This window comes from Pseudomonas sp. SMN5 (assembly GCF_052041925.1).
Lineage (GTDB): Bacteria > Pseudomonadota > Gammaproteobacteria > Pseudomonadales > Pseudomonadaceae > Aquipseudomonas.
Window position 1 is genome coordinate 63,401 of the sequence record NZ_JBKGGX010000004.1, and the last position, 22,020, is coordinate 85,420.

18 protein-coding genes are annotated in these 22,020 nt (G+C 62.1%); 11 read left to right on the forward strand and 7 right to left on the reverse strand.

Annotated elements, in window-relative coordinates; genetic code table 11:
- Positions 1-38: 38 nt before the first annotated feature.
- Together ACLEJR_RS05205 and ACLEJR_RS05210 are read right to left on the reverse strand one after the other, a co-directional pair.
- Positions 39-1,604 carry a phospholipase D family protein gene (locus ACLEJR_RS05205; RefSeq protein ID WP_440796124.1) on the reverse strand — a complete coding sequence of 522 codons (1,566 nt, stop codon included), beginning with the start codon at positions 1,602-1,604 and terminating at the stop codon, positions 39-41.
- Between the two features lie 61 nt (positions 1,605-1,665).
- Complete coding sequence (locus tag ACLEJR_RS05210) at positions 1,666-3,099, reverse strand: PLP-dependent aminotransferase family protein (protein WP_440796122.1); 1,434 nt, start codon at positions 3,097-3,099, stop codon at positions 1,666-1,668.
- 178 nt (positions 3,100-3,277) lie between these two features.
- Between ACLEJR_RS05210 and ACLEJR_RS05215 the strand changes: the two genes are divergently transcribed.
- The gene (locus tag ACLEJR_RS05215) at positions 3,278-3,523 is read left to right on the forward strand and encodes a DUF1127 domain-containing protein (RefSeq protein WP_440812574.1); all 246 of its coding nucleotides are present in this window, start codon (positions 3,278-3,280) and stop codon (positions 3,521-3,523) included.
- A gap of 136 nt (positions 3,524-3,659) precedes the next feature.
- Here the strand turns inward: ACLEJR_RS05215 and ACLEJR_RS05220 are convergent, their stop codons facing one another.
- Positions 3,660-4,973 (reverse strand): NAD(P)/FAD-dependent oxidoreductase, encoded by a 1,314-nt coding sequence (locus ACLEJR_RS05220; protein ID WP_440796118.1) that lies wholly within the window; start codon positions 4,971-4,973, stop codon positions 3,660-3,662.
- A 147-nt stretch (positions 4,974-5,120) separates the two neighbouring features.
- Here ACLEJR_RS05220 and ACLEJR_RS05225 point away from each other — a divergent pair, with 147 nt between their 5' ends.
- The gene (locus ACLEJR_RS05225) at positions 5,121-5,474 is read left to right on the forward strand and encodes a YkgJ family cysteine cluster protein (protein ID WP_440796116.1); all 354 of its coding nucleotides are present in this window, start codon (positions 5,121-5,123) and stop codon (positions 5,472-5,474) included.
- Between the two features lie 124 nt (positions 5,475-5,598).
- Here the strand turns inward: ACLEJR_RS05225 and ACLEJR_RS05230 are convergent, their stop codons facing one another.
- Positions 5,599-6,087: an Lrp/AsnC ligand binding domain-containing protein gene (locus tag ACLEJR_RS05230; RefSeq protein ID WP_003206849.1), complete on the reverse strand. Its 489-nt coding sequence runs from the start codon at positions 6,085-6,087 to the stop codon at positions 5,599-5,601.
- A gap of 155 nt (positions 6,088-6,242) precedes the next feature.
- On the opposite strand from ACLEJR_RS05230, the gene dadA reads away from it, so the two are divergent.
- The 6 genes from dadA to ACLEJR_RS05260 all read left to right on the forward strand — a co-directional run bounded on the left by dadA (position 6,243) and on the right by ACLEJR_RS05260 (position 12,372).
- Positions 6,243-7,547 carry a D-amino acid dehydrogenase gene (gene dadA, locus ACLEJR_RS05235; protein WP_440796115.1) on the forward strand — a complete coding sequence of 435 codons (1,305 nt, stop codon included), beginning with the start codon at positions 6,243-6,245 and terminating at the stop codon, positions 7,545-7,547.
- Positions 7,519-7,872, forward strand: a complete 354-nt coding sequence (locus ACLEJR_RS05240) for a RidA family protein (protein WP_440796113.1) — start codon at positions 7,519-7,521, stop codon at positions 7,870-7,872. Before dadA ends, ACLEJR_RS05240 begins: the two co-directional genes overlap by 29 nt.
- A 93-nt stretch (positions 7,873-7,965) precedes the next feature.
- Positions 7,966-9,039 carry an alanine racemase gene (alr, locus tag ACLEJR_RS05245; RefSeq protein ID WP_440812576.1) on the forward strand — a complete coding sequence of 358 codons (1,074 nt, stop codon included), beginning with the start codon at positions 7,966-7,968 and terminating at the stop codon, positions 9,037-9,039.
- A gap of 129 nt (positions 9,040-9,168) precedes the next feature.
- Positions 9,169-9,717, forward strand: coding sequence for a cupin domain-containing protein (locus ACLEJR_RS05250; RefSeq protein ID WP_440796109.1), 549 nt, complete (start codon positions 9,169-9,171; stop codon positions 9,715-9,717).
- 182 nt (positions 9,718-9,899) lie between these two features.
- Positions 9,900-10,313 carry a c-type cytochrome gene (locus ACLEJR_RS05255; protein WP_440796107.1) on the forward strand — a complete coding sequence of 138 codons (414 nt, stop codon included), beginning with the start codon at positions 9,900-9,902 and terminating at the stop codon, positions 10,311-10,313.
- 136 nt (positions 10,314-10,449) lie between these two features.
- The gene (locus ACLEJR_RS05260; RefSeq protein WP_440812579.1) at positions 10,450-12,372 is read left to right on the forward strand and encodes an acetyl-CoA hydrolase/transferase C-terminal domain-containing protein; all 1,923 of its coding nucleotides are present in this window, start codon (positions 10,450-10,452) and stop codon (positions 12,370-12,372) included.
- Between the two features lie 126 nt (positions 12,373-12,498).
- Here ACLEJR_RS05260 and ACLEJR_RS05265 read toward each other — a convergent pair whose 3' ends face one another.
- Together ACLEJR_RS05265 and rep are read right to left on the reverse strand one after the other, a co-directional pair.
- Entirely contained in the window at positions 12,499-13,071 is a 573-nt protein-coding gene (locus tag ACLEJR_RS05265; RefSeq protein ID WP_440796103.1) for a xanthine phosphoribosyltransferase, read from the reverse strand.
- Positions 13,072-13,126: 55 nt separating this feature from the next.
- Positions 13,127-15,136, reverse strand: coding sequence for a DNA helicase Rep (gene rep / locus ACLEJR_RS05270; protein ID WP_440796101.1), 2,010 nt, complete (start codon positions 15,134-15,136; stop codon positions 13,127-13,129).
- A gap of 275 nt (positions 15,137-15,411) precedes the next feature.
- On the opposite strand from rep, the gene ACLEJR_RS05275 reads away from it, so the two are divergent.
- Positions 15,412-17,082, forward strand: coding sequence for a putative bifunctional diguanylate cyclase/phosphodiesterase (locus tag ACLEJR_RS05275; RefSeq protein WP_440812582.1), 1,671 nt, complete (start codon positions 15,412-15,414; stop codon positions 17,080-17,082).
- Between the two features lie 125 nt (positions 17,083-17,207).
- Here ACLEJR_RS05275 and ACLEJR_RS05280 read toward each other — a convergent pair whose 3' ends face one another.
- Positions 17,208-18,605 (reverse strand): NorM family multidrug efflux MATE transporter, encoded by a 1,398-nt coding sequence (locus tag ACLEJR_RS05280; protein WP_440796191.1) that lies wholly within the window; start codon positions 18,603-18,605, stop codon positions 17,208-17,210.
- A 156-nt stretch (positions 18,606-18,761) separates the two neighbouring features.
- On the opposite strand from ACLEJR_RS05280, the gene ACLEJR_RS05285 reads away from it, so the two are divergent.
- On the forward strand, positions 18,762-19,682 hold the full coding sequence (locus tag ACLEJR_RS05285) for a LysR substrate-binding domain-containing protein (protein ID WP_440796097.1): 921 nt from the start codon (positions 18,762-18,764) through the stop codon (positions 19,680-19,682).
- 188 nt (positions 19,683-19,870) lie between these two features.
- Complete coding sequence (locus ACLEJR_RS05290) at positions 19,871-21,847, forward strand: methyl-accepting chemotaxis protein (RefSeq protein ID WP_440812584.1); 1,977 nt, start codon at positions 19,871-19,873, stop codon at positions 21,845-21,847.
- Positions 21,848-22,020 lie beyond the last annotated feature (173 nt).

Genomic DNA, 22,020 nt, shown 5'->3' on the forward strand with positions numbered 1-22,020 from the left:
GCTCCGGGAACGTATTCATCTCAAACAATTTCTCAGGACTACAGCATCCGCTCCAGTCCGATAGTCGTGGCAAACCAGGCATTGAACCGGCGCCACCAGCTGCCCGGCTCGCGGTCCAGTTCGTGCTGTTTTCCGTTGTCTTCGGTGGTCCAGACCAGTTTTCCATCTTCCAGCCTGGCCTGATAGCTCAGGGCCGGCGCCATGCCTTGCAAGGCCAGTTCACGCACCTGCGCGGCGAGTTCAGGGCTGTCCACCAGTACGCCGACTTCGGTGTTCCAAAGTACCGAGCGCGGGTCGAAGTTGAACGAGCCGATGAATGATTTCTGCTGGTCAAAAATGATCGCCTTGCTATGCAGGCTGGAGCCCGATTCGCCGTAGGACTTGCTGTAGAACAGGTGCGGGCTGCTGCCTTTGTCCCCCGGTTGGCGCCGCAATTCGTACAGCCGTACGCCATGTTCCAGCAGGGCCTTGCGATACGGCGTGTAGCCGCCGTGCACCGCCGGCACATCGGTGGCTTCCAGGGAGTTGGTCAGGAGGCTCACCGAAACCCCGGCATCGGCGCGGCTGGTCAGGTACACCAGGCCCGGTTGGCCGGGAACGAAATAGGCGGAAATCAGGATCAGCTCTTTGCTGACGCCTGTCAGCTCCGGTGCCAGTTGGGTGGTCAACAGCAACTGCGGATCCGGCTCGTCCTTGCTCAAGACTTTGCTGGGTGCGTCCCACAGCGCCTTGTTCCAGGCCCAGATCAACTGGCTGCGCCAGATGTCCAGGCGTGGTTGGGTCCGGTAGGCAGTCAGTTGGCGATAGAGCGCCTGGTTTTCCCTGTGGGTCTGCTCCAGGGACTGCTGCAGGCGCAGGCGGCTGTCGGCCAGGTCCTGCGGTGTCGGGCGATGGGACAGGAACTGCTCGACCGGCTTGCTCAAAGCGCTGTTCCAATATTGATCGAAGCCGTGGCCCAACTGTTCGGCCACCGGCCCGACGCCGAGGAGGTCGATGTCGGTGAAGTTCAGGTTGGGTTCGGCGTCGAAATACTCGTCGCCCAGGTTGCGCCCGCCGACGATCGCCATGCTGTTGTCCGCCAGCCATAACTTGTTGTGCATCCGCCGGTGTTGCAGCGACAGGTTGAACAGCCGTCCGAGGCCACGGGTCACGCCGGTGGCGCGGCCCAGGTGCAGCGGATTGAACAGGCGTATCTGAATGTTGGGGTGGGCGCCGAGGGTCGCGATGGTCTCTTCCTGTCCGTCGCTGGTGGTGTCGTCCAACAGGATCCGCACGCGAACGCCACGGTCGGCGGCCTTGAGCAGTTCATCCACCAGCATTCGTGTGCTGATGCCGTCATGCACGATGTAGTACTGCAGATCCAGGCTGCGCTGGGCGTGGCGGATCAGCTCGGCTCGGGCGGTAAACGCTTCGGTGCTGTCAGAGAGCAATCGAAAGCCCGAACGACCTTCATGGGGCGCGGCCTGGGCCTGGACCGATCGACCGAATGCCGATTCGCTGGCCGGCAGCGCCTGGGAAGGCTCACGAGTGACATCAAGGCTGGCGCATCCCCCCAGTAGCGAGGCGACCAGCAATAGTGCAGGCAGGATGGGTCTGGATCTCACGTAGGATCGTTCCGCTTGTTTGCGTTGATCGGTTATTGGCTGCTGCGTCCCTGCGTAAGGTTCAGACGACGTCGCGCTGGGTTTCGTTCAACAGCGCCATGGCGGCGGCGCCCACCTTGCGCACGGCCTCTTCGATCTGGGCTGTCGGCTTGGCAGCGTAGTTCATCCGCAGACAATTGCGATACTTGCCGGAGGCCGAAAAAATGCTGCCGACGGCGACTTGTACGCCTTGGTCATGCAAGACCCGATTGAGCTTGAGCGTATCGAAGCCGTCGGGCAGTTCGATCCACAGCATGAAGCTGCCCCGCGGTCGGCTGGCGCGGGTGCCCTGGGGGAAATAGCGGCTGACCCAGTCGATCATCACGTCACGATTGCGCTGGTACTGCGTGCGCATCCGCCGTAAGTGCGGTTCGAAGTGCCCACCCTTGAGAAATTCGGCGATGGCGATCTGCGGTTGCGGCGCGGTGGAGCCCGTGCTGATGTATTTCATGTGCAACACCCGCTCCAGGTACCGCCCCGGAGCGACCCAGCCGATTCGCAGGCCCGGTGCCAGCGTCTTGGAGAACGAACTGCAGAGCAGGACGCGGCCATCCTCGTCGAAGGATTTGATGGTGCGCGGTCGCGGGTAGGTGTAGGCCAATTCCCCATACACATCATCTTCGATAATCGCTACATCGAAGCGCTGGGCCAGGGTCAACAGGGCGCGCTTGTTGGCCTCGGGCATGATGTAGCCCAATGGATTGTTGCAACTGGGGGTCAACTGTATGGCCTTGATCGGCCATTGCTCCAACGCCAGTTCCAGCGCCTCCAGGCTGATGCCGGTGAGCGGGTCGGTGGGGATTTCCAGGGCCTTCATGCCCAGGCCCTTGAGGGTTTGCATTGCCCCGTGAAAGCTGGGGGAATCCACCGCGACGATATCGCCTTGCTCGCAAGTGGCGCGGATGCTCACCGACAGCGCCTCGTGACAGCCTGTGGTGATAATCAGGTCACCGGGGCCGAACTGGCAGCCGGAGTCAAGCGACAACCGGGCGATCTGTTCGCGCAAGGCGAGGTTGCCGTAGATGTTGTCGTAATACAGGCCTGGCATGTCTTGTCGACGGCTGATCTGCGCCAGGCTGCGCAGCAGCGGCTTCATGGTCGGCGAATTGATGTCCGGCATGCCGCGCCCCAGTTGCACCACGTCTTTGCGCGGTACCGCGCGGATCAGCTCCAGCACCTGGTCCCACTGGGAAATGTCCACGGGTCGTTGGGCCGGGCGGCCCACCACCGGCAAGTCCGGCAGCTCCCGGCTGGGCGGGACGAAATAGCCGGATTTGGGTTTCGGCATCGCCAGCCCGCTGTCCTCCAGTACGCGGTAGGCCTGCTGCACCGTACTCAGGCTGACCCCATGTTCCGTACTGAGCGCGCGAACCGAAGGCAGACGATCACCGGGACGGTAGAAACCCTGTTCGATGCGGGTTCCGAGCAGTTCGGCGAGGTTTACGTAGAGGGTCATGCAGCGCTCCCGGTGTGGTGGAACAAGCGACCCATACAGTTGGGTCGGAAAAGGACAATTCAGTCGTAGCGATAGGCAATCTGTATGCACATAAAAGATACAGGTTGAATCTGTATCGATTTTCGTCGTCCGCGCATCATGAAACCTCTGGCTACCCAAGTAAACAGGAGCGATCAAAATGAACGGCTTGAGCGATGTGCGGCTGACGTTACACAGCCAGGAACTGGCAGCGGGACAGGAAAAGGAACTGCGCAGCGCGACACTGCGCAATGCGCCTGCCTGTCTGAGTCGCTGGGACCTGTTCTGGCATCGTCTGCATACACGCAAGGCCTTGTTGGAACTGACACCCGAACAGTTGCGCGACATCGGCCTGAGTCGGGAGCAGGCGCGGGAGGAAGCGCTCAAGCCGTTCTGGCGGTTGTAAGACGCCCGTCAGTCGAGCACAGAACCTGTGGCGAGGGAGCTTGCTCGCGCTCGGTTGCGCAGCGACCGCAATATCCAGGGCCGCTTCCAAGGCGTCGGACCGTCCCAGAGGGAGCAAGCTCCCTCGCCACAATTGATCAAACCAACTCTTTCAACCGATGCCACAACATCCCCAGCGCCAACAACGGCGAGCGCAGATGCTTGCCGCCAGGGAATGTCATGTGCGGCACCCGGGCGAACAGATCAAAGCCGCCACTGTGCTGCCCACTGATGGCTTCGGCCAATAATTTGCCGGCCAGGTGCGTGGCGTTCACGCCATGGCCGGAATAGGCCTGAGCGTAATACACATTGGGTTGGTCCTTGAGCCGGCCGATCTGCGGCAGGCGGTTGGCGCCGATCCCGATCATCCCGCCCCATTGATAATCGATTTTCACGTTTGCCAGTTGTGGGAAGACCTTGAGCATCTTCGGCCGCATGTAGGCGCCGATGTCCTGCGGGTCGCGGCCGGAGTAGTGGCAAGCGCCGCCGAACAGCAGGCGGCGGTCCGCTGACAGCCGGTAATAATCCAGCGCCACTCGCTGGTCACAGACCGCCATGTTCTGCGGCAACAAGGCCTGGGCCTGTGCCTGGCTCAGGGGCTCGGTCGCAATGATGTAGCTGCCGGCAGGCAATACCTTGCCGCTGAGTTCCGGGTTCAGGCCGCTGAGGTATGCGTTGCAGCCCAGTACCAACGTCTTGGCGCGGACAGAGCCTTGCTGGGTATGCACCTTCACTTGCGGGCCGTAGTCGATGCGCGTCACCGCCGATTGCTCGAACAGCCTGACCCCCATTTGTTGCGCGGCGGCGGCTTCACCCAAAGCCAGGTTCAGCGGATGCAGATGCCCCGAGCCCATGTCGATCAGGCCGCCGACGTAGCGGTCCGAACCCACCACGCTGTGCATCTCGTGGGGTTGCAGCAGCCGGGTCTGATGGCGATAACCCAGGCTACGCAGTTCCTCGGCGTCTTCGGCGAAGCCTTCCAGGTCGGCAGGTTTGTTGGCGAGGTCGCAGTAGCCCCAGGTAAGGTCGCAAGGGATCTGAAAACGCTCTATGCGCTGTCGGACGATCTCCACCGCTTCCAACCCCATGAGTTTCATCTGACGCACGCCTTCGGTGCCGATCACCGGGGCGAACTGATCGAGGCCATGACCAACCCCGCGGATCAGCTGGCCGCCGTTGCGCCCGCTGGCGCCCCAGCCGATTTTGTGAGCCTCCAGCAACACTACATTCATGCCGCGTTCGGCCAGTTCGATTGCCGTGTTCAGCCCGGAAAACCCGCCACCAACCACACAGACATCCGCCACCAGTTCGCCTTGCAGCAACGGATGGTCCGGTTGCGGCAGGCTGCTGGCGGCGTAATAGGAGGCGGCGTGCGCGTGGCTCGGGACCGGTTGCTGAACACGGGCGTTCATGTGCGTAATCCTGATTTTTTGTGTTTGAGAAATTTTACGGAGCATAAGCCGTGGCTTCGTCCATGGGCAACAGTGGTCGGCCGGCGCTGTCTGGCCCGGGGCTTTTAAGGCAAAATTCAGGACAGTCCCACCTCGGTAACGGTCTCGATGAGTTGCAACGGTCAGAAAATTCGCACGCTGCGCCAGCAGATTCCCTCGTTCGAATGTGTGCCGGGTTGCCACGACTGCTGTGGACCGGTGACCACCTCGCCGGAAGAAATGGCCCGCCTGCCGCGCAAAACCCGCGCCGAGCAGGACGCCGCCCTGGAGGCGCTCGACTGCGTGCATCTCGGGCCCAACGGTTGCACGGTGTACGACGAGCGCCCGCTGATCTGCCGCCTGTTCGGCACCACGGCGAGCTTGCCGTGCCCCAACGGCCGGCGACCGGTGGAGTTGATCCATCCGCGGGTTGAGAAGCAGATTCATGAATACATGGCTGCCAATCGCCAGGTGTTGGTCTGACTGCTTGTTCGGCAGGTTTACCGGGTCGGCCCCATCGCGAGCAGGCTCGCTCCCACAGGGATGCGGGGCTCGCCACAGATCAAATGTGGGAGCGAGCCTGCTCGCGATGGTGGCAACGCGGATTTCAGTCTGGAATCGGCAGGTTCAGGCTTTCCTTCACCTCTTCCATCACGATATAGCTCTTGGACTCGCGCACATGGGGCAGCTTGAGCAGGATGTCGCCCAGCAGCTTGCGGTATGACGCCATTTCGGAAATTCGCGCCTTCACCAGATAGTCGAAATCCCCGGACACCAGGTGACATTCCAGCACGTGGGGCAATTTCAGTACGGCGCGGCGGAACTCCTCGAACGTGTCGCCGGATTTGTAATCGAGGCTGATCTCGACGAACACCAGCAGGCTGCCCTTCAGGTGCTGCGGATTGAGCCGGGCGTTGTAGCCCATGATGATCCCTTCGCGCTCCAGGCGCCGCACCCGCTCGGTGCAAGGCGTGGTCGACAGGCCGACCTTTTCCCCCAGTTCAGTGAAGGAGATCCGCCCGTCCGCCTGGAGGATGCGCAGGATGTTGCGGTCGATCTTGTCCAGCTCCCGCTTGGTCTGGGTATTGGTACGCACAGGTGATGCGCCTCCGTGAAAAGGGTTTTCGCCGAGAATTCTCGCCAAATATAAGCAGTTATATAGTGAAAAGCACTGGTTGATCTTTTTTACACTGCGCGCATCTAAGCTTTGTATATCAAACGTCAGCGGTTCTCCGCGATGAGGGTTTCAACATGCGCGTTCTGGTCTTGGGTAGCGGCGTTATCGGTACCGTCAGTGCTTACTATCTGGCCCGTGCCGGGTTTGAGGTGGTGGTGGTCGACCGTCAGCCGGCGCCTGCCATGGAAACCAGCTTCGCCAACGCCGGGCAGGTATCGCCGGGGTATGCCTCACCGTGGGCCGCGCCGGGTGTGCCGCTCAAGGCCATCAAGTGGTTGCTGCAGCGCCACGCACCCCTGGCAATCAAGGCCACCGCCGACATCGACCAGTACCTGTGGATGGCGCAGATGCTGCGCAACTGCACCGCCAGCCGCTATGCGGTCAACAAGGAACGCATGGTGCGCCTGTCCGAGTACAGCCGTGACTGCCTCGACGAGTTGCGTGCCGAAACCGGCATTGCCTACGAAGGTCGCAGCCTGGGGACTACCCAACTGTTCCGCACCCAGGCCCAGCTCGACGGCGCGGCCAAGGACATCGCCGTGTTGAAAGAGTCCGGCGTGCCGTTCGAAGTCCTCGACCGTGCGGGCATCGCTCGCGTCGAGCCGGCCCTGGCGAATGTCACCGATATTCTGGCCGGTGCCCTTCGGCTGCCCAACGACCAGACCGGCGACTGCCAGATGTTCACGACACGCCTGGCGGAAATGGCCGTGAAGCTGGGTGTGCAGTTCCGTTTTGGCCAGGATATCCAGCGCCTGGATTTCGCCGGTGACCGCATCAATGGCGTCTGGATCGACGGCAAGCTGGAAACCGCCGATCGCTACGTCCTGGCCCTGGGCAGCTATTCGCCGCAACTGCTCAAGCCCCTCGGGATCCGTGCGCCGGTGTATCCGCTCAAAGGTTATTCGCTAACCGTGCCGATCACCGATCCGGCCATGGCCCCGACCTCGACCATTCTCGACGAAACCTACAAGGTGGCGATCACCCGGTTCGACAACCGTATCCGCGTGGGCGGCATGGCGGAAATCGCCGGTTTTGATCTGTCCCTCAACCCGCGTCGACGCGAAACCCTGGAGATGATCGTCAACGACCTTTATCCTCGCGGCGGCGATCTGACCCAGGCCAGTTTCTGGACCGGTTTGCGTCCCACCACTCCGGACGGTACGCCGATCGTGGGGGCGACCCCGTTCAAGAATCTGTTCCTGAACACCGGACACGGTACCCTCGGATGGACCATGGCCTGTGGTTCCGGTCGTCTGTTGGCGGACCTGATGGCGAAGAAAAAGCCGCAGATCAGCGCCGAAGGCCTCGATATTTCCCGTTATGGCAGCAAACACCAGGAGTCTGCGAAACATGTCAGTCCAGCGCCAGCTCACCAATGAGCGCATGAGCCAGATCGTCGTGCACAACGGCACCGTTTATCTGGCGGGGCAGGTCGGCGACGACATGACAGCCGGGATCGAGCAGCAGACCCGCGAAACCCTTGCCAACATCGAGCGTTTGCTCGACCTGGCCGGGACCGACAAGACGCGTCTGTTGTCGGTCACCATTTATCTGAAGGACATCGAGGCACATTTTGCCGGCATGAATGCGGTGTGGGACCAGTGGCTGCCCAAAGGCGTCGCCCCGGCCCGCGCCACGGTGGAAGCCAAGCTGTGTGAGCCGCAGATTCTGGTGGAGCTGTCTGTCGTCGCGGCGCTGCCTTAGTCCTCAGCAAGATCCCTCTCCCGGCGCTGTTGGTGGTTCGCACTGTCAGCCAGCGCCGGTTTTTTATTCATGACCGCCTAGAAGCCTGCCGCCATGCGTCCTGCCCGTGCCCTGATCGATCTTCAAGCCTTGCGTCACAACTACCAACTGGCCCGCGAGGTCACCGGGGCCAAGGCCCTGGCGGTGATCAAGGCTGATGCCTATGGGCACGGTGCGGTGCGCTGCGCCGAGGCGCTGCAAGATCTGGCGGACGGGTACGCCGTGGCCTGCATCGAGGAGGCCCTGGAACTGCGGGCCGCCGGGATTCGCGGGCCGGTCCTGCTTCTCGAAGGGTTCTTCGAGGCCGATGAGCTGCCCTTGATCCTCGAGCACGATTTCTGGTGCGTGGTGCATTCGCTGTGGCAGCTCGAAGCGGTCGAACGGGCAAACCTGAGCAAGCCGATCACGGTCTGGCTCAAGCTCGATTCCGGCATGCATCGGGTCGGTCTGCACCCGGCGGACTACCAGGCGGCCTACCGTCGCCTGCTCGCCAGCGGCAACGTGGCGAAAATCGTCCTGATGAGCCACTTCGCCCGTGCCGATGAGCTGCATGATCCGAGCAGCACCCAACAGTTGGCGGTATTCGAGGCGGCCCGTCAGGGGCTGGCGGCGCAGATCAGCCTGCGCAACTCGCCCGCGGTGTTGGGCTGGCCGCAGATTCCGAGCGACTGGGTGCGCCCGGGCATCATGCTGTATGGCGCCACGCCGTTCGATGAACCCAATGCCGTTGCCTCGCGCCTGCAACCGGTGATGACCCTGGAGTCCAGAATCATCAGCGTGCGCGAATTGCCCGCCGGCGAGCCGGTGGGTTACGGCGCACGTTTCGTCACCACCGGACCGACCCGGGTCGGGGTGGTCGCGATGGGATATGCCGACGGCTATCCGCGCCAGGCTCCCACCGGTACCCCGGTGCTGGTGGACGGGCAGCGCAGCCAACTGGTCGGGCGGGTGTCGATGGACATGCTGTGCGTCGACCTGACCCACATCCCCCAGGCCGGGCTCGGTTCGACCGTGGAGCTATGGGGCAAGAACGTGCTCGCCAGTGACGTCGCCAAGGCCGCCGATACGATTCCCTACCAGATTTTCTGCAACCTGCGGCGGGTGCCACGGCTCTATTCCGGGAGCTGACACAGGACGCGCCTGACCGAAAGTCGCTTCACCGCGCAGGATTCGGGTCAAAGTGTTGTAAATACTGAACGCTGTCGCCATGATAACGCTCACTTTCCTCACAACCTGATTCCCCTGGAGGCTCCAGCATTGGACGTCGGTGAACGACTGCAAGCCATTCGTAAACTCAAAGGCCTTTCCCAGCGTGAACTCGCCAAACGCGCGGGCGTCACCAACAGCACCATTTCGATGATCGAAAAGAACAGCGTCAGCCCCTCGATCAGCTCGCTGCGCAAGGTCCTGGGTGGGATTCCCATGTCCATGGTCGAGTTTTTCTCCGAAGAAATCCTCCAGGAGAAACCGACTCAGATTGTCTACAAAGCCAATGAACTGATCGACATCTCCGACGGCGCCGTGACCATGAAGCTGGTGGGCAGGGCGCATCCAAGCCGGGCGATTGCCTTCCTCAATGAAATCTATCCGCCTGGCGCCGACACCGGTGACGAGATGCTCACCCATGAAGGCGAGGAGACCGGGATTGTGGTGGAAGGGCGGTTGGAATTGGTGGTGGGCAGCGAGACCTTCGTGCTCGAAGCGGGCGACAGCTACTATTTCGAAAGCACCAAGCCTCACCGTTTCCGCAATCCGTTCGATGTGCCGGCGCGACTGATCAGCGCAGCCACGCCGGCCAATTTCTAAGAAACATGGCGCCGAGCCCGGATGGCAAGGCGCCTGGGGGTAAGTGGGTCGCGACCGATAAGACCCTTGCGACTTTAGGGTTGTTTCAGTGTGACAGGCTTACCGCTATACTTGCGCCCGCCTGCAAACCGTGGCCGCAGGCGTGACTAGCCACCATTGAGGGTGTACGCGTGAACCTAATTATGAAAATGCTGGCTGCACCAGCAACCGTATTGGCCCTTTGGGCTGCGAGCGCTCAAGCGGCGCCCACCGATGAAATCGCCAAACGTCTTGAACCTGTCGGCCAGGTTTGTGTTCAGGGCCAGGAATGCAAGGGCATGGAAGTGGCTACTGCGGCTGGCGGCGCTGGCGGTGCGAAGGCACCGAAAGATGTCATTGCCAAACATTGCAACGCTTGCCACGGCACCGGCCTGCTGGGCGCACCTAAGATTGGTGACAAGGCCGCGTGGAAAGAGCGCGCCGACCACCAGGGCGGCCTCGACGGCATCCTGGCCAAGGCCATCACCGGCATCAACGCCATGCCGCCTAAAGGCACCTGCGCCGACTGCTCGGATGACGAGCTCAAAGGCGCCATCAAAGAGATGTCCGGGCTGTAATCTTCCGGCGTCCAGCGCGAAAAAAGCCGCTTGCGAGCGGCTTTTTTGTGCCCGATATTTTTCTGGGCTGTTCATCGCAACCAAGACCCGGCAAGCTCGGTCCAACCCACATTCATGGAATGTCCAGGAGGGTCGGATGGTGCAGTTGTGCTCAATCGAACAGGCGGTGGACGAGGTGCTGGAGCGCCTGCCCGCGCATATCCACCTCGGCATGCCGTTGGGGCTGGGCAAACCGAACCTGTTCGCCAACGCCCTGTACCGGCGCATCGCACAGCTGCCCGAGCGGCAACTGACCATCTATACCGCCCTAAGCCTGGGCCGGCCGAACCTCGGCGATGGCTTGCAGAAGCGCTTCATCGAGCCGTTCATCGAGCGGGTCTTCGGCGATTACCCTGAACTGGACTACCTCGGCGATCTGCACCGTGACAGCCTGCCGGCCAACATTCGCGTTGAGCAGTTCTTCATGCAGCCCGGCAGCCTGCTGCACAGCACGACAGCCCAGCAGGACTATGTCAGCAGCAACTACAGCCACGCGGCCCGGGACATCAATGCCGCCGGTTTGAACCTGGTGGCGCAACTGCTCGCGAGCGACCCGCAGCACCCGGATCGCCTGAGTCTGAGCTGCAACCCGGACATCACCCTGGATCTGCTGCCGATGATCGCCAAGCGGCGGGCGGCCGGAGAAACCATTCTCATGGTCGGCCAAGTGCACAGCGACCTGCCCTACATGCCCGGGGACGCGGAAGTCGGCATCGATGATTTCGACCTGTTGATCGATGAGAAAGACAGCCACACCTTGTTTTCCACGCCGAACATGCCGGTGGGCTTCCAAGATCATTTCATCGGCCTGCACGCCAGTGCCCTGGTGCGCGACGGCGGTACGTTGCAGATCGGCATCGGTTCCATGGGCGATGCCTTGACGGCGGCGCTGCTGGCGCGCCAGGCCGACAACTCGGGTTACCGGGCCTTGCTGGCTGACTTGAACCTGAGCCAGTGGGCGCGGTTGATCGAACGCGAAGGCGGGGTCGAGCCGTTTGCCAAAGGCCTGTACGGATGCAGTGAAATGTTCGTCAACGGTCTGCTGGTGCTGGCCGAGGCCGGGATCATCCGCCGCAAGGTCTACCCCGACGTGCCGACCCAGGAGCAGGCCAACGCCGGCACCCTCGATGAGGCGGCGCAGCCCGACGGCATCTGCATCCACGGTGGGTTCTTCCTGGGCCCGCGCAGTTTCTACGAGCGCCTGCGCGAATTGCCCCAGAGCCGACGCCTCGAATTCAACATGACCCGCATCAGCTACATCAACGAACTGTACGGTCAGGAACAGCTCAAGCGCCTGCAACGCGTCGATGCCCGCTTCATCAATACGGTCTTCACCATGACCCTGTTGGGCGCCGGGGTGGCGGATCAGTTGGAAGACGGGCGGGTCCTCAGCGGCGTGGGCGGGCAATACAACTTCGTTGCCCAGGGCCATGCGCTGGAGGGCGGTCGATCGATTCTGCTGCTGCGCAGTTGGCGCGAAGCCGGTGGCGAGATCAGCTCGAACATTGTCTGGGAGTACGGCCACTGTACGATCCCGCGGCATCTGCGGGACATCGTGGTGACCGAGTACGGCATCGCCGACCTGCGCGGCAAGACCGATGCCGCAGTCATCGAGGCGTTGCTGAATATCAGTGATTCACGCTTCCAGCCAGGGCTGATCGAACGGGCCCAGAATGCCGGCAAACTGCCGAAGGATTTCCGTCTCGACCCGCGCTTCGCCGACAACACCCCGCAACGTTTGCAGGCGATCCAGGCCCGGCATCCGAACCTGTTTCCGGAGTATCCGCTGGGTTGCGATTTCGACGCGGTAGAGCGCGATCTTTTGCGGGCGCTGAACTGGCTCAAGAGCAAATTCAAGCTCACTGAAATGCTCGAACTGGGCAAGGCTGCGCTGGATGCGCCGGAGGCTGCTGCGTACCCCGCACATCTGGAGCGGATGCAACTGGCGATCCCGGAGGGGCTGAAGGACGAGCTGGCCCAGCGGTTGTTACTGGCGGGGTTGAAGGCTACTGCGCAATAAGGACTGATCCGGGACCCCTTGTGGGAGCGATCCTGCTCGCGATAGCGGTGTGTCAGTCAAATAGACATTGGCTGATCCACCGCTATCGCGAGCAGGCTCGCTCCCACAGGGTTATGTGGAGTGCGGTCAGTCTATGAAGGTCACCACCCCACCCGCCAACGACTTCACCCGCGCCAGGGACTCGACGCGATAACCCTGGGCATCCAGTTCCGCGCGACCACCCTGGAAGGACTTCTCGATCACGATCCCCAGTCCGGCCACGGTGGCGCCGGCCTGCTTGATGATGGAAATCAACGCCTGGGACGCTTTGCCGTTCGCCAGGAAGTCATCGATGATCAACACCCGGTCGCTGCTGGTCAGGTGGCGCGGGCTGATGGCGACGGTGCTTTCGGTCTTCTTGGTGAAGGAATACACAGTGGCCGACAGCAGGTTCTCGGTCAGGGTCAGGGACTGCTGCTTGCGGGCGAAGATCACCGGCACGCCCAGGTTCAGCCCCGTCATGATCGCCGGGGCGATGCCCGAGGCTTCGATGGTGACGATCTTGGTGATGCCCGAGTCCTTGAACAGCGCGGCGAATTCGTCGCCGATCAGCTTCATCAGTTGCGGGTCGATCTGATGGTTCAGGAACGCGTCGACTTTCAAGACCTGATCGGAAAGCACGATGCCGAGTTCGCGGATTTTCTGCTGCAGGGCTTCCATGAAGCCTCCTCTGATGGCGCCACTGGCGCCTGGGGTCAGTAAAAAGTAGTCGATTCTAACGCTTGAGCATCGCTCGTATGTCCGCCAGCGCATTGTTGCCGCGTACGGCCTTCACTTCGGTCGGGGTGTCGTCGTTGCCTTCCCAGGCCAGGTCGTCCGGCGGCAGTTCGTCGAGGAAGCGGCTCGGGGCGCAGTCGATGACTTCACCGTACTGCTTGCGCTTGGCGGCGAAGGTGAAGGCCAGCGTCTGCCGAGCGCGGGTGATGCCCACGTAGGCCAGGCGCCGTTCTTCTTCGATGGTGTCGGCCTCGATGCTGGAACGGTGCGGCAGGATTTCCTCTTCCATGCCCATGATGAACACGTAGGGAAACTCCAGGCCTTTGGAAGCGTGCAGCGTCATCATCTGCACGCCTTCAGCACCTTCTTCCTCTTCCTGCTGGCGTTCGAGCATGTCCCGCAACACGAGCTTGCCGATGGCGTCCTCGACCGTCATGTCGCCGTCTTCGTCTTTTTCCAGGGTGTTTTTCAACGCCTCGATCAGAAACCAGACGTTGCTCATCCGGTAATCGGCAGCCTTGTCACTGGAGCTGTTAGTGCGCAGCCAGTTCTCGTAGTCGATGTCCATGACCATGCTGCGCAGCGCCGAGATCGGGTCTTCGCCGGCGCACTGTTCGCGGACTTTGTCCATGAAGCGCTTGAAGCGCGCCAGGCGGTCGGTGAAGCGGCTGTCCAGGTGTTCGCCCAAGCCGATCTCATCGGTGGCGGCGTACATCGAGATCTTGCGTTCGGTGGCGTAGTTGCCGAGTTTTTCCAGGGTGGTCGAACCGATTTCCCGGCGTGGGACGTTGATCACCCGCAGGAAGGCGTTGTCGTCGTCCGGGTTCACGATCAGGCGGAAGTAGGCCATCAGGTCCTTCACTTCCTGGCGCCCGAAAAAGCTGTTGCCCCCCGACAGCCGATACGGGACCTGGTGATGCTGCAGCTTCAGCTCGATCAGCTTGGCCTGGTAGTTGCCGCGATAGAGGATCGCAAAGTCGCTGTAAGGCCGATCGGTGCGCAGGTGTAGGCTGAGGATTTCCATGGCCACGCGCTCGGCCTCGGCGTCTTCGTTGCGGCAGCGGATCACGCGGATTTCGTCGCCGTGGCCCATCTCGCTCCACAGTTGCTTTTCGAACTCGTGGGGGTTGTTGGAAATCAGCACGTTGGCGCAGCGCAGGATGCGGCTGGTGGAGCGGTAGTTCTGCTCCAGCATCACCACTTTGAGCGACGGATAGTCTTCCTTGAGCAGCATCAGGTTTTCCGGCCGCGCGCCGCGCCAGGCGTAGATCGACTGGTCGTCGTCGCCCACCACGGTGAACTGGTTGCGCTTGCCGATCAGAAGCTTCACCAGCAGATACTGGCTGGCGTTGGTGTCCTGGTATTCGTCCACCAGCAGGTAGCGGACCTTGTTCTGCCATTTTTCGAGAATGTCGGCGTGGTCCTGGAACAGCTTGACCGGCAACAGGATCAGGTCGTCGAAGTCCACCGCGTTGAACGCCTTGAGCGTGCGCTGGTAATGGGCGTAGACGATGGCGGCGGTCTGTTCCTTGGGATTGCGCGCGTTTTCCAGGGCCTCGGGTGGCAGCACCAGGTCGTTTTTCCAGGCGCCGATCATGTTCTTGATTTCGTCCACGCCGTCGTCGCCGGCGTATTCCTTCTGCATGATGTCGGTCATCAGGGCCTTGACGTCGGTCTCGTCGAAGATCGAGAAGCCCGGCTTGTAGCCCAGTCGCGCGTGTTCCTTGCGGATGATATTCAGGCCCAGGTTATGGAAGGTGCAGACCGTCAGGCCACGGCCTTCGCCGGCGCGCAGCAGGCCACCGACCCGCTCCTTCATTTCACGGGCGGCCTTGTTGGTGAAGGTCATGGCGACGATGTACTGGGCGCGGATCCCGCAATTCTGGATCAGGTGCGCGATCTTGCGAGTGATCACGCTGGTCTTGCCGGAGCCTGCACCGGCGAGCACCAAAAGAGGGCCGCCGACATAGTTCACGGCTTCTTGCTGCCGGGGATTGAGTCGGGACATGACGAGTTCAGGGAGTCGTTTGCAAAATGGGCCGGCATTTTAACAGGCTTGCGGCGTTGTGCTGCGCTATCCGACTTGTGACGTCCACAGCATTGTCATTTGCCGCTTTTGCGACTTTCACGCAGGATATGGGGCGAATTTGCGTCTAACGTACGACTTCAAGTGTGTAAAAAAGCCTTGAACCGGCGTATTTGAGAACTGTTGGCATTGGTCATTGCCCCTCGGCAAGTCATAATGCCCCGCGCCAACCACCTTGCAGAGTCTAGGGAGTCAGCTTGTCAACGCCTGTCGAACCCTTGCGTTTGCTGTTATTGGCCGAAACGCCTGAATGGGCAACGGTCCTGCGCGAGTGCCTGGCGCCCCTGGGGCCATCGTTCGTGTTGATCAGCGCTCCGACCTGGGATTCGGTCAGCAGCCTGTTCGAAGACAACCGCAACGCGATATTGCTGACCATCGCTCCGTTGCAGCCTGCGCCGGGCCGTTGCCGCCTGCCGACGGTCCTCTTGCTGGAGCACGAGCCGGCGATTGCTCCTGACGGCGTCAGCGACTGGCTGGTGCGCGATGTACTTGACAGCGCGACTCTGCGTCGCTGCCTGCGACATGTGCGCGAGCGCGGTGTGCTGGAGCATACCTTGCAGCGCCTCGCCGAGCAGGACCCGCTGACCGGTATCGCCAACCGCCAGGGCTTCCAGACGCTGCTGGCGGCGCGCCTGGCCGAGAACGATGGCCGCGGCCTGGCCCTGGGTCACCTGGACCTGGATAATTTTCGCCATGCCAACGATGCCTTGGGTCATCAGGCCGGCGACCGGCTGATCCTGCAGGTGGTGTCCCGGCTCAAGGGCTCGCTCGAAGCAGGCGATCAATTGGCGCGCCTGGGCAGTGATGAATTCGCCCTGCTGATCGACACGCGTCGCGCACCGCAGCGCGCCGAATGGATGGCCGAGCGGATTACCGAGGCCATGGCCGAACCCTACTGGATCGACGGTGAGAGCCTGCTGATCGGTTGCAGCCTGGGTGTGGCCCATGCCCGCGCCCAGGCCGGCCCCGATCCGCTGATGTGGCACGCACACATCGCCATGCAGCAGGCCAAGAGCACCCAGGGCTGCACCTTTCATATCTTCAACGAGCGCATCAACCGCAATGCCCGTAGCCTCGCTGATCTTGAAACCGAGCTGCGCCGGGCCTTGCGCCGCGATGAATTGGAATTGCATTACCAGCCTCGGCTGAGTCTCGAAGGCAGTCATATTGTCGGCCTCGAAGCACTGGTGCGCTGGCGCCACGGCGAGCGTGGCCTGCTGCCGCCCAGCGAGTTCGTGCCACTGGCCGAGCAGAGTGGCCTGATCGTGCCGCTGGGCTACTGGGTGATATCCAGGGCCCTGCGGGACATGCAGGCCCTGCGCGAGCGCGGGTTGGCGCCGTTGCATATGGCGGTGAACTTGTCGTTTCGCCAGTTCCAGGACAGCCAGCTGCTGCCGACCCTGAGCCGGTTGATTGCCGAACGGGGTGTCGAGGCGCAATGGCTGGAGTTCGAACTCACCGAAACCGCCGTCATGCGGCGCAGTGAACTGGTCAAGCAGACCATGGATGCCCTGGGTCGGCTCGGGGTGCGTTTTTCGCTGGACGACTTCGGCACCGGTTTCTCCTCGTTCGTGCACCTCAACAGCTTGCCGATTGCCTTGCTCAAGATCGACAAGAGTTTCGTCGGCGGCATGGAGCAACGGGAAGAAAACCGCAAGCTGGTGCACGCCATGATCAACCTGGCACACAACCTCAATCTGGAAGTGGTGGCCGAAGGCGTGGAGACCCCGGAGCAGTTGGAGTTGCTCCGTGGATTCGGGTGCGACCAGGTGCAGGGCTTCCTGATCAGCAAGCCGTTGCCGTTGCCTGAATTGGTTGAGTACCTGATGGGGGATGGTGATCAGGCGACCCAGGAAGGGGTAGTCTGATACCCAATCCTGCGGGCAGACCCAATCCCCTGTGGGAGCGAGCCTGCTCGCGATGACGGCCTGCCAGTCCCATTGATGTAGCAGTCACACCGCTATCGCGAGCAGGCTCGCTCCCACAGGAGAGCTCAATCGGCTTGAATGATCCCGAATCCCTGTGGCTCTCCAGACTCACGCCGGATCATCCGCTTCATCTTCCCTTCAAACGCCAGCGTCAGGCTCACGGCGGCGCAGGCCAGACCCAGGGCCAGGCCCCACCAGACGCCGGTAGGCCCCCAGCCAAGGTGAAATGCCATCCACCAGGCCGACGGCGCGCCAATCAGCCAGTAGCAGCCCAGGCCGACCAGGAACGTGGTCTTGGCATCCTTGAGTCCGCGGATACAACCCATGGCGATGGTTTGCGTACCGTCGAACAGTTCGAACCACGCCGCCACGGCCAGCAGGCTCACTGCCAGGTTGATCACTTCCCGGAAGGCCGGGTCGTTGTGGTCCAGGAACAGACCGACCAGCTGGTTCGGCAGCAGCCAGAACACCATGGCAAACCCCAGCATCGCCGCCGCGCCAAAGCCGATCCCGACCCGCCCGGCCAGGCGTGCCATCAGCAACTGCCCGGCCCCGTAGTGCTGGCCGATGCGCATGGTGATCGCGTAGGACATGCCCGCCGGGACCATGAATGCCACCGAGACGATCTGCAGGGCGATCTGATGCGCGGCCAACGGCGTGCTGCCCATGGTGCCCATGCACAACGCGGCGAACGCGAACAGCCCGACTTCAACCGCGTACGTGCCGCCAATCGGCAGGCCCAGGCGCCAGAGCTCCTTGAGGTACTGGCGATTGGGCCGCGACAACCCTGCAAGCAACGGATAGGCCCGGTAGGCCGGGTGTCGATGGATATGCCAGGCCAGTGCCAGGGCCATGCAGTTGGCGACGATGGCCGTGACCAGACCGATGCCCATCAAGCCGAGCCTGGGCAAGCCGAACATGCCGGTGATGAGTGCGTAGTTGAGCAAGAAGTTGGCCACGGTACCGCCGAGGCTGATCACCATGACCGGCGTGGCCCGCCCGATGGCACTGGTGAAGCCGCGCAAGGCCATGAAGCTCAGGTAGCCGGGCAGGGCGAAGGGCAACGCCAGCAGGAACTGCCCGGCGGACAGCACGTTGGTTTCGGTCTGGCCGAACAGCAGCAGCACAGGCTTGAGGTTCCACAACAATAGCCCGGCTACCAGCGCCATCAGCCACGCCAGCCAGAGCCCGGCCTGGGTCAGGCGGGTCGCGCCTTCGACATCGCCGGCACCCTGACGGATCGCCACCAGTGTTCCCACTGCGGCGATTACGCCGATGCAGAAAATCGACACGAACGAATAAGAGGCCGCGCCGAGTCCACCGCCAGCGAGGGCTTCGGGGCTCAGGCGCGCCATCATGACGGTGTCCGTGAGCACCATGAGCATGTGCGCCAACTGCGAGGCGATCAGCGGCCCCGCCAGCCGCAGGATGGCCCAGAGTTCGGTACGCGCCGGATGCCGCATGATCATCACACTCCATGTTTATACGAGGCAGTAAAGCATCGATTCTCGGCGCTCCCGACGGATTGCACAAAAGGATAAAAAAGATCGCTGGCATGATTAAAACTCATGCTGTCGAAGTTCTGGTAGGGTTCGTCAGGTGCTATAGGAGCTTTCCCGATGTCTCGTCGTTTACCTCCTCTTTATGCGCTGCGGGCCTTCGAAGCGGCGGCGCGGTACAGCTCGTTCACCCGGGCGGCGGAAGAATTGTCGATTACCCAGAGTGCGGTGAGCCGGCATATTCGTACGCTTGAAGAACATTTCGCCTGCCGCTTGTTTTTTCGCAGCGGGCGCAATCTGCAACTGACCGAGGCGGCGCGCCTGTTACTGCCGGGTGTGCGCGACGGTTTCATGGCCCTGGAGCGCGCCTGTCATACTTTGCATGGCGAAGACGGCATCCTGCGCATGAAAGCCCCCTCGACCCTGACCATGCGTTGGTTGCTGGCGCGGCTGAGTCGTTTCCGCCATCTGCAACCTGGCAACGAAGTGCAACTGACCAGCGCCTGGATGGACGTCGATTCAGTGGATTTCAATACCGAACCCTTCGATTGCGCCGTGTTGCTGGGCAACGGGCATTTCCCAGCGGACTGGGAAGCCAGTTTTCTGTTTCCGGAGGAGCTGATTCCAGTAGGTGCGCCGAACCTGCTGAACGACCGGCCCTGGACCGTGGAGCGGCTGGCCAGCGCCGAGCTGCTGCACCCGACCCCGGACCGCCGGGACTGGCGCAGTTGGCTGGAGCGCATGGGCTTGTCTGACCAGGTCTCGCTCAAGGGCGGGCAGGTGTTCGATACGCTGGAGCTGGGGATGATCGCGGCAGCCCGCGGCTATGGCGTTTCGATGGGTGATTTGCTGATGGTGGCCGAGGATGTGGCCCAGGGACGCCTGAGCTTGCCGTGGCCGACGGCGGTGGCCAGCGGCGAGCATTATTACCTGGTCTGGCCGAAGACCCGTCCGGGCGGCGAGCGTCTGCGCCGGCTCAGTGACTTTCTTCAGGGCGAGGTCAAGGCCATGCAGTTGCCAACCGTGCAACGGCTTGGCTGAATCGATGCAGTGCCCGTGATAGCCACTTGGTATTATTCCTCCCAAACCGCTCAAGTATTTGGCTTGGCTGCCGAATCCGTGAACATGGAACCCTCGTTCAGAAAGGGCAAACACACACATTACCTTGAATAGAATGCCGAGCGTGCGACGTGATCAAGGATGATCCGGTGTCTCGGCCAGGAGCCGTCATGTCTCAACCTCGTGCCCGGATCGCCTCACAGCTGGGCCTCGCCCTCGCCGTGATACTGGCGGTCGTGATTTCCGGCAGTACCGTCTTCGCCTTGCGTTCGCTGGACGCCGCCAACCTCGCCACCCGTGAGGAGCACCTGGCCAGCGAAGCGCGTCTGATGGCCGACCAGCTCAATACTTTTCATGGCACCTTGCGCGAGAGCACCCAGCGTTTGGCCGGCCTGTTCGAAAAACGTTTCAGTGCGGGCCTGAGTGTGCATCCGGACCAGCCGGTGACGGTGGCAGGCGTACAGACTCCTGGCCTGAACCTGGCCGGCGAAATGCTGAACAACAACTTCAAGGAAGTTGACGAGTTCAAGCAGATGACGGCGGGTACCGCCACGATCTTCGTGCGCAGCGGTGATGATTTCATTCGGGTCAGCACCTCGGTGGCCAAGCAGGACGGTTCGCGAGCCATTGGTACCGTGCTCGACCACGCCAGCCCGGCCTATGCTCGTTTGACCAGTGGGCAAAGCTACATTGGCCGTGTCCTGCTGTTCGGCCGTTACTACATGACGCAGTACAGCCCGGTGACCGACAGCAGTGGCAAGATCATCGCCGCGCTGTATGTGGGGTTCGACTACACCGACGCCCAAAACGCGCAGTTCGAAAACCTCAAGCGCTTCCGTATCGGCAAGACCGGTTCGCTGGCGCTGCTGGATGAGCAAAACAAATGGCTGGTGCCGCCGGCTGGCGTCCAGGCGCTTGATTCCGCCGTCACGACCGTCGTTGGCCTGGTGAAAACCCCCGGCAAGGGCGCGTTCTGGAGCGACACCGCCGAGGACTTCTACAGCGTCGCGGTACCGTTCGAGGGCGGTCCATGGGCGGTAGTGGCGAGCATGCCCAAGGCCGAGATCCGCGAAGTGACCTGGAGCGTCGGTATTCAGCTGGCAATCGGCAGCCTGCTGGCGATGCTGTTGGCAGTCGGCGCGGCCATGTGGTTACTGCGCAGCAAACTCGCCCCGCTGGGCGATCTGGTGCGTCAGGCCGAAGCCCTGGGCGCCGGCGACTTGAGCGTGCGCCTGAACGTGTCGAGCCATGACGAAATCGGTCAATTGTCCCGCGCCTTCAACCAGATGAGCCAGGCACTGTCGACCATGGTCGAGCACATCCGCAAGGCCTCCCAGGAGGTCAACAGCCGTGCCCAGGCCCTGGCCGGGTTGTCCAGCGGTGCGTATGAGGGGATGGAGCAGCAGTCGGGCGAAATCACCAGCATGGCCGGCGCGGTGGAAGAGTTCAGCGCGACTTCGCTGAACATTGCCGACAACATGGGCAACACCGAGCGCCTGGCCCAGGAAAACGCCCAGCAGACCCGGATCGGCCGAACCTCGATGGACGAAGCGTCCTCGTCTCTGGAGCAGATTGCCGGCGCGTTGAACAGCACCGCCACGGTCATCAATACCCTGGGCCAGCGCTCCCAGGAAATCGGCGGCATCGTTGGCGTCATCACCTCCATCGCCGAACAAACCAACCTGCTGGCGTTGAACGCGGCCATCGAAGCCGCCCGCGCCGGTGAGCAGGGTCGTGGGTTTGCCGTCGTTGCGGATGAAGTGCGCAGCCTGGCCTCCCGTACTCGTCAGGCCACGGACGAGATTTCCGGGATGATCAACAGCATCCAGCAGGAAACCGGCAATGCCATCAGCACCATGGAGCAAGGCAACTTGCTGATGCAGGAAGGCCTGTCGCGCAACGCCAACGTCGCCTCGGCCCTGGCGCGCATCGACGAGCAGAGCCGCTCGGCCGGCCAGCAATTCGCTGCGATCACCACCGCTACCCAGGAACAAAGCAGCACCGCGACCCTACTCAGCAGCAACCTGCAAAGCATCGCCATGGCCAACAGCGAACAGCGCCAGGTAGTTTCGGACCTGGCGCTCACCGCCAAGGAACTGGAAAAACTGGCCCAGGACCTGCGCCAAGAGGTTGATCGGTTCCGCTGAGTCGGTTGTCGCATTTGCATATAGGTTCATCCCGCATCAGTGGGGGTGAGCCTGTACAGCCGACATCTCCTTTTCTGTCCCACCGCTATCGCGAGCAGGCTCGCTCCCACAGGGGAGTGTGGTGAGCCTGTATCTCGGGTCACCCGGATCATCGTGGGAGCGAGCCTGCTCGC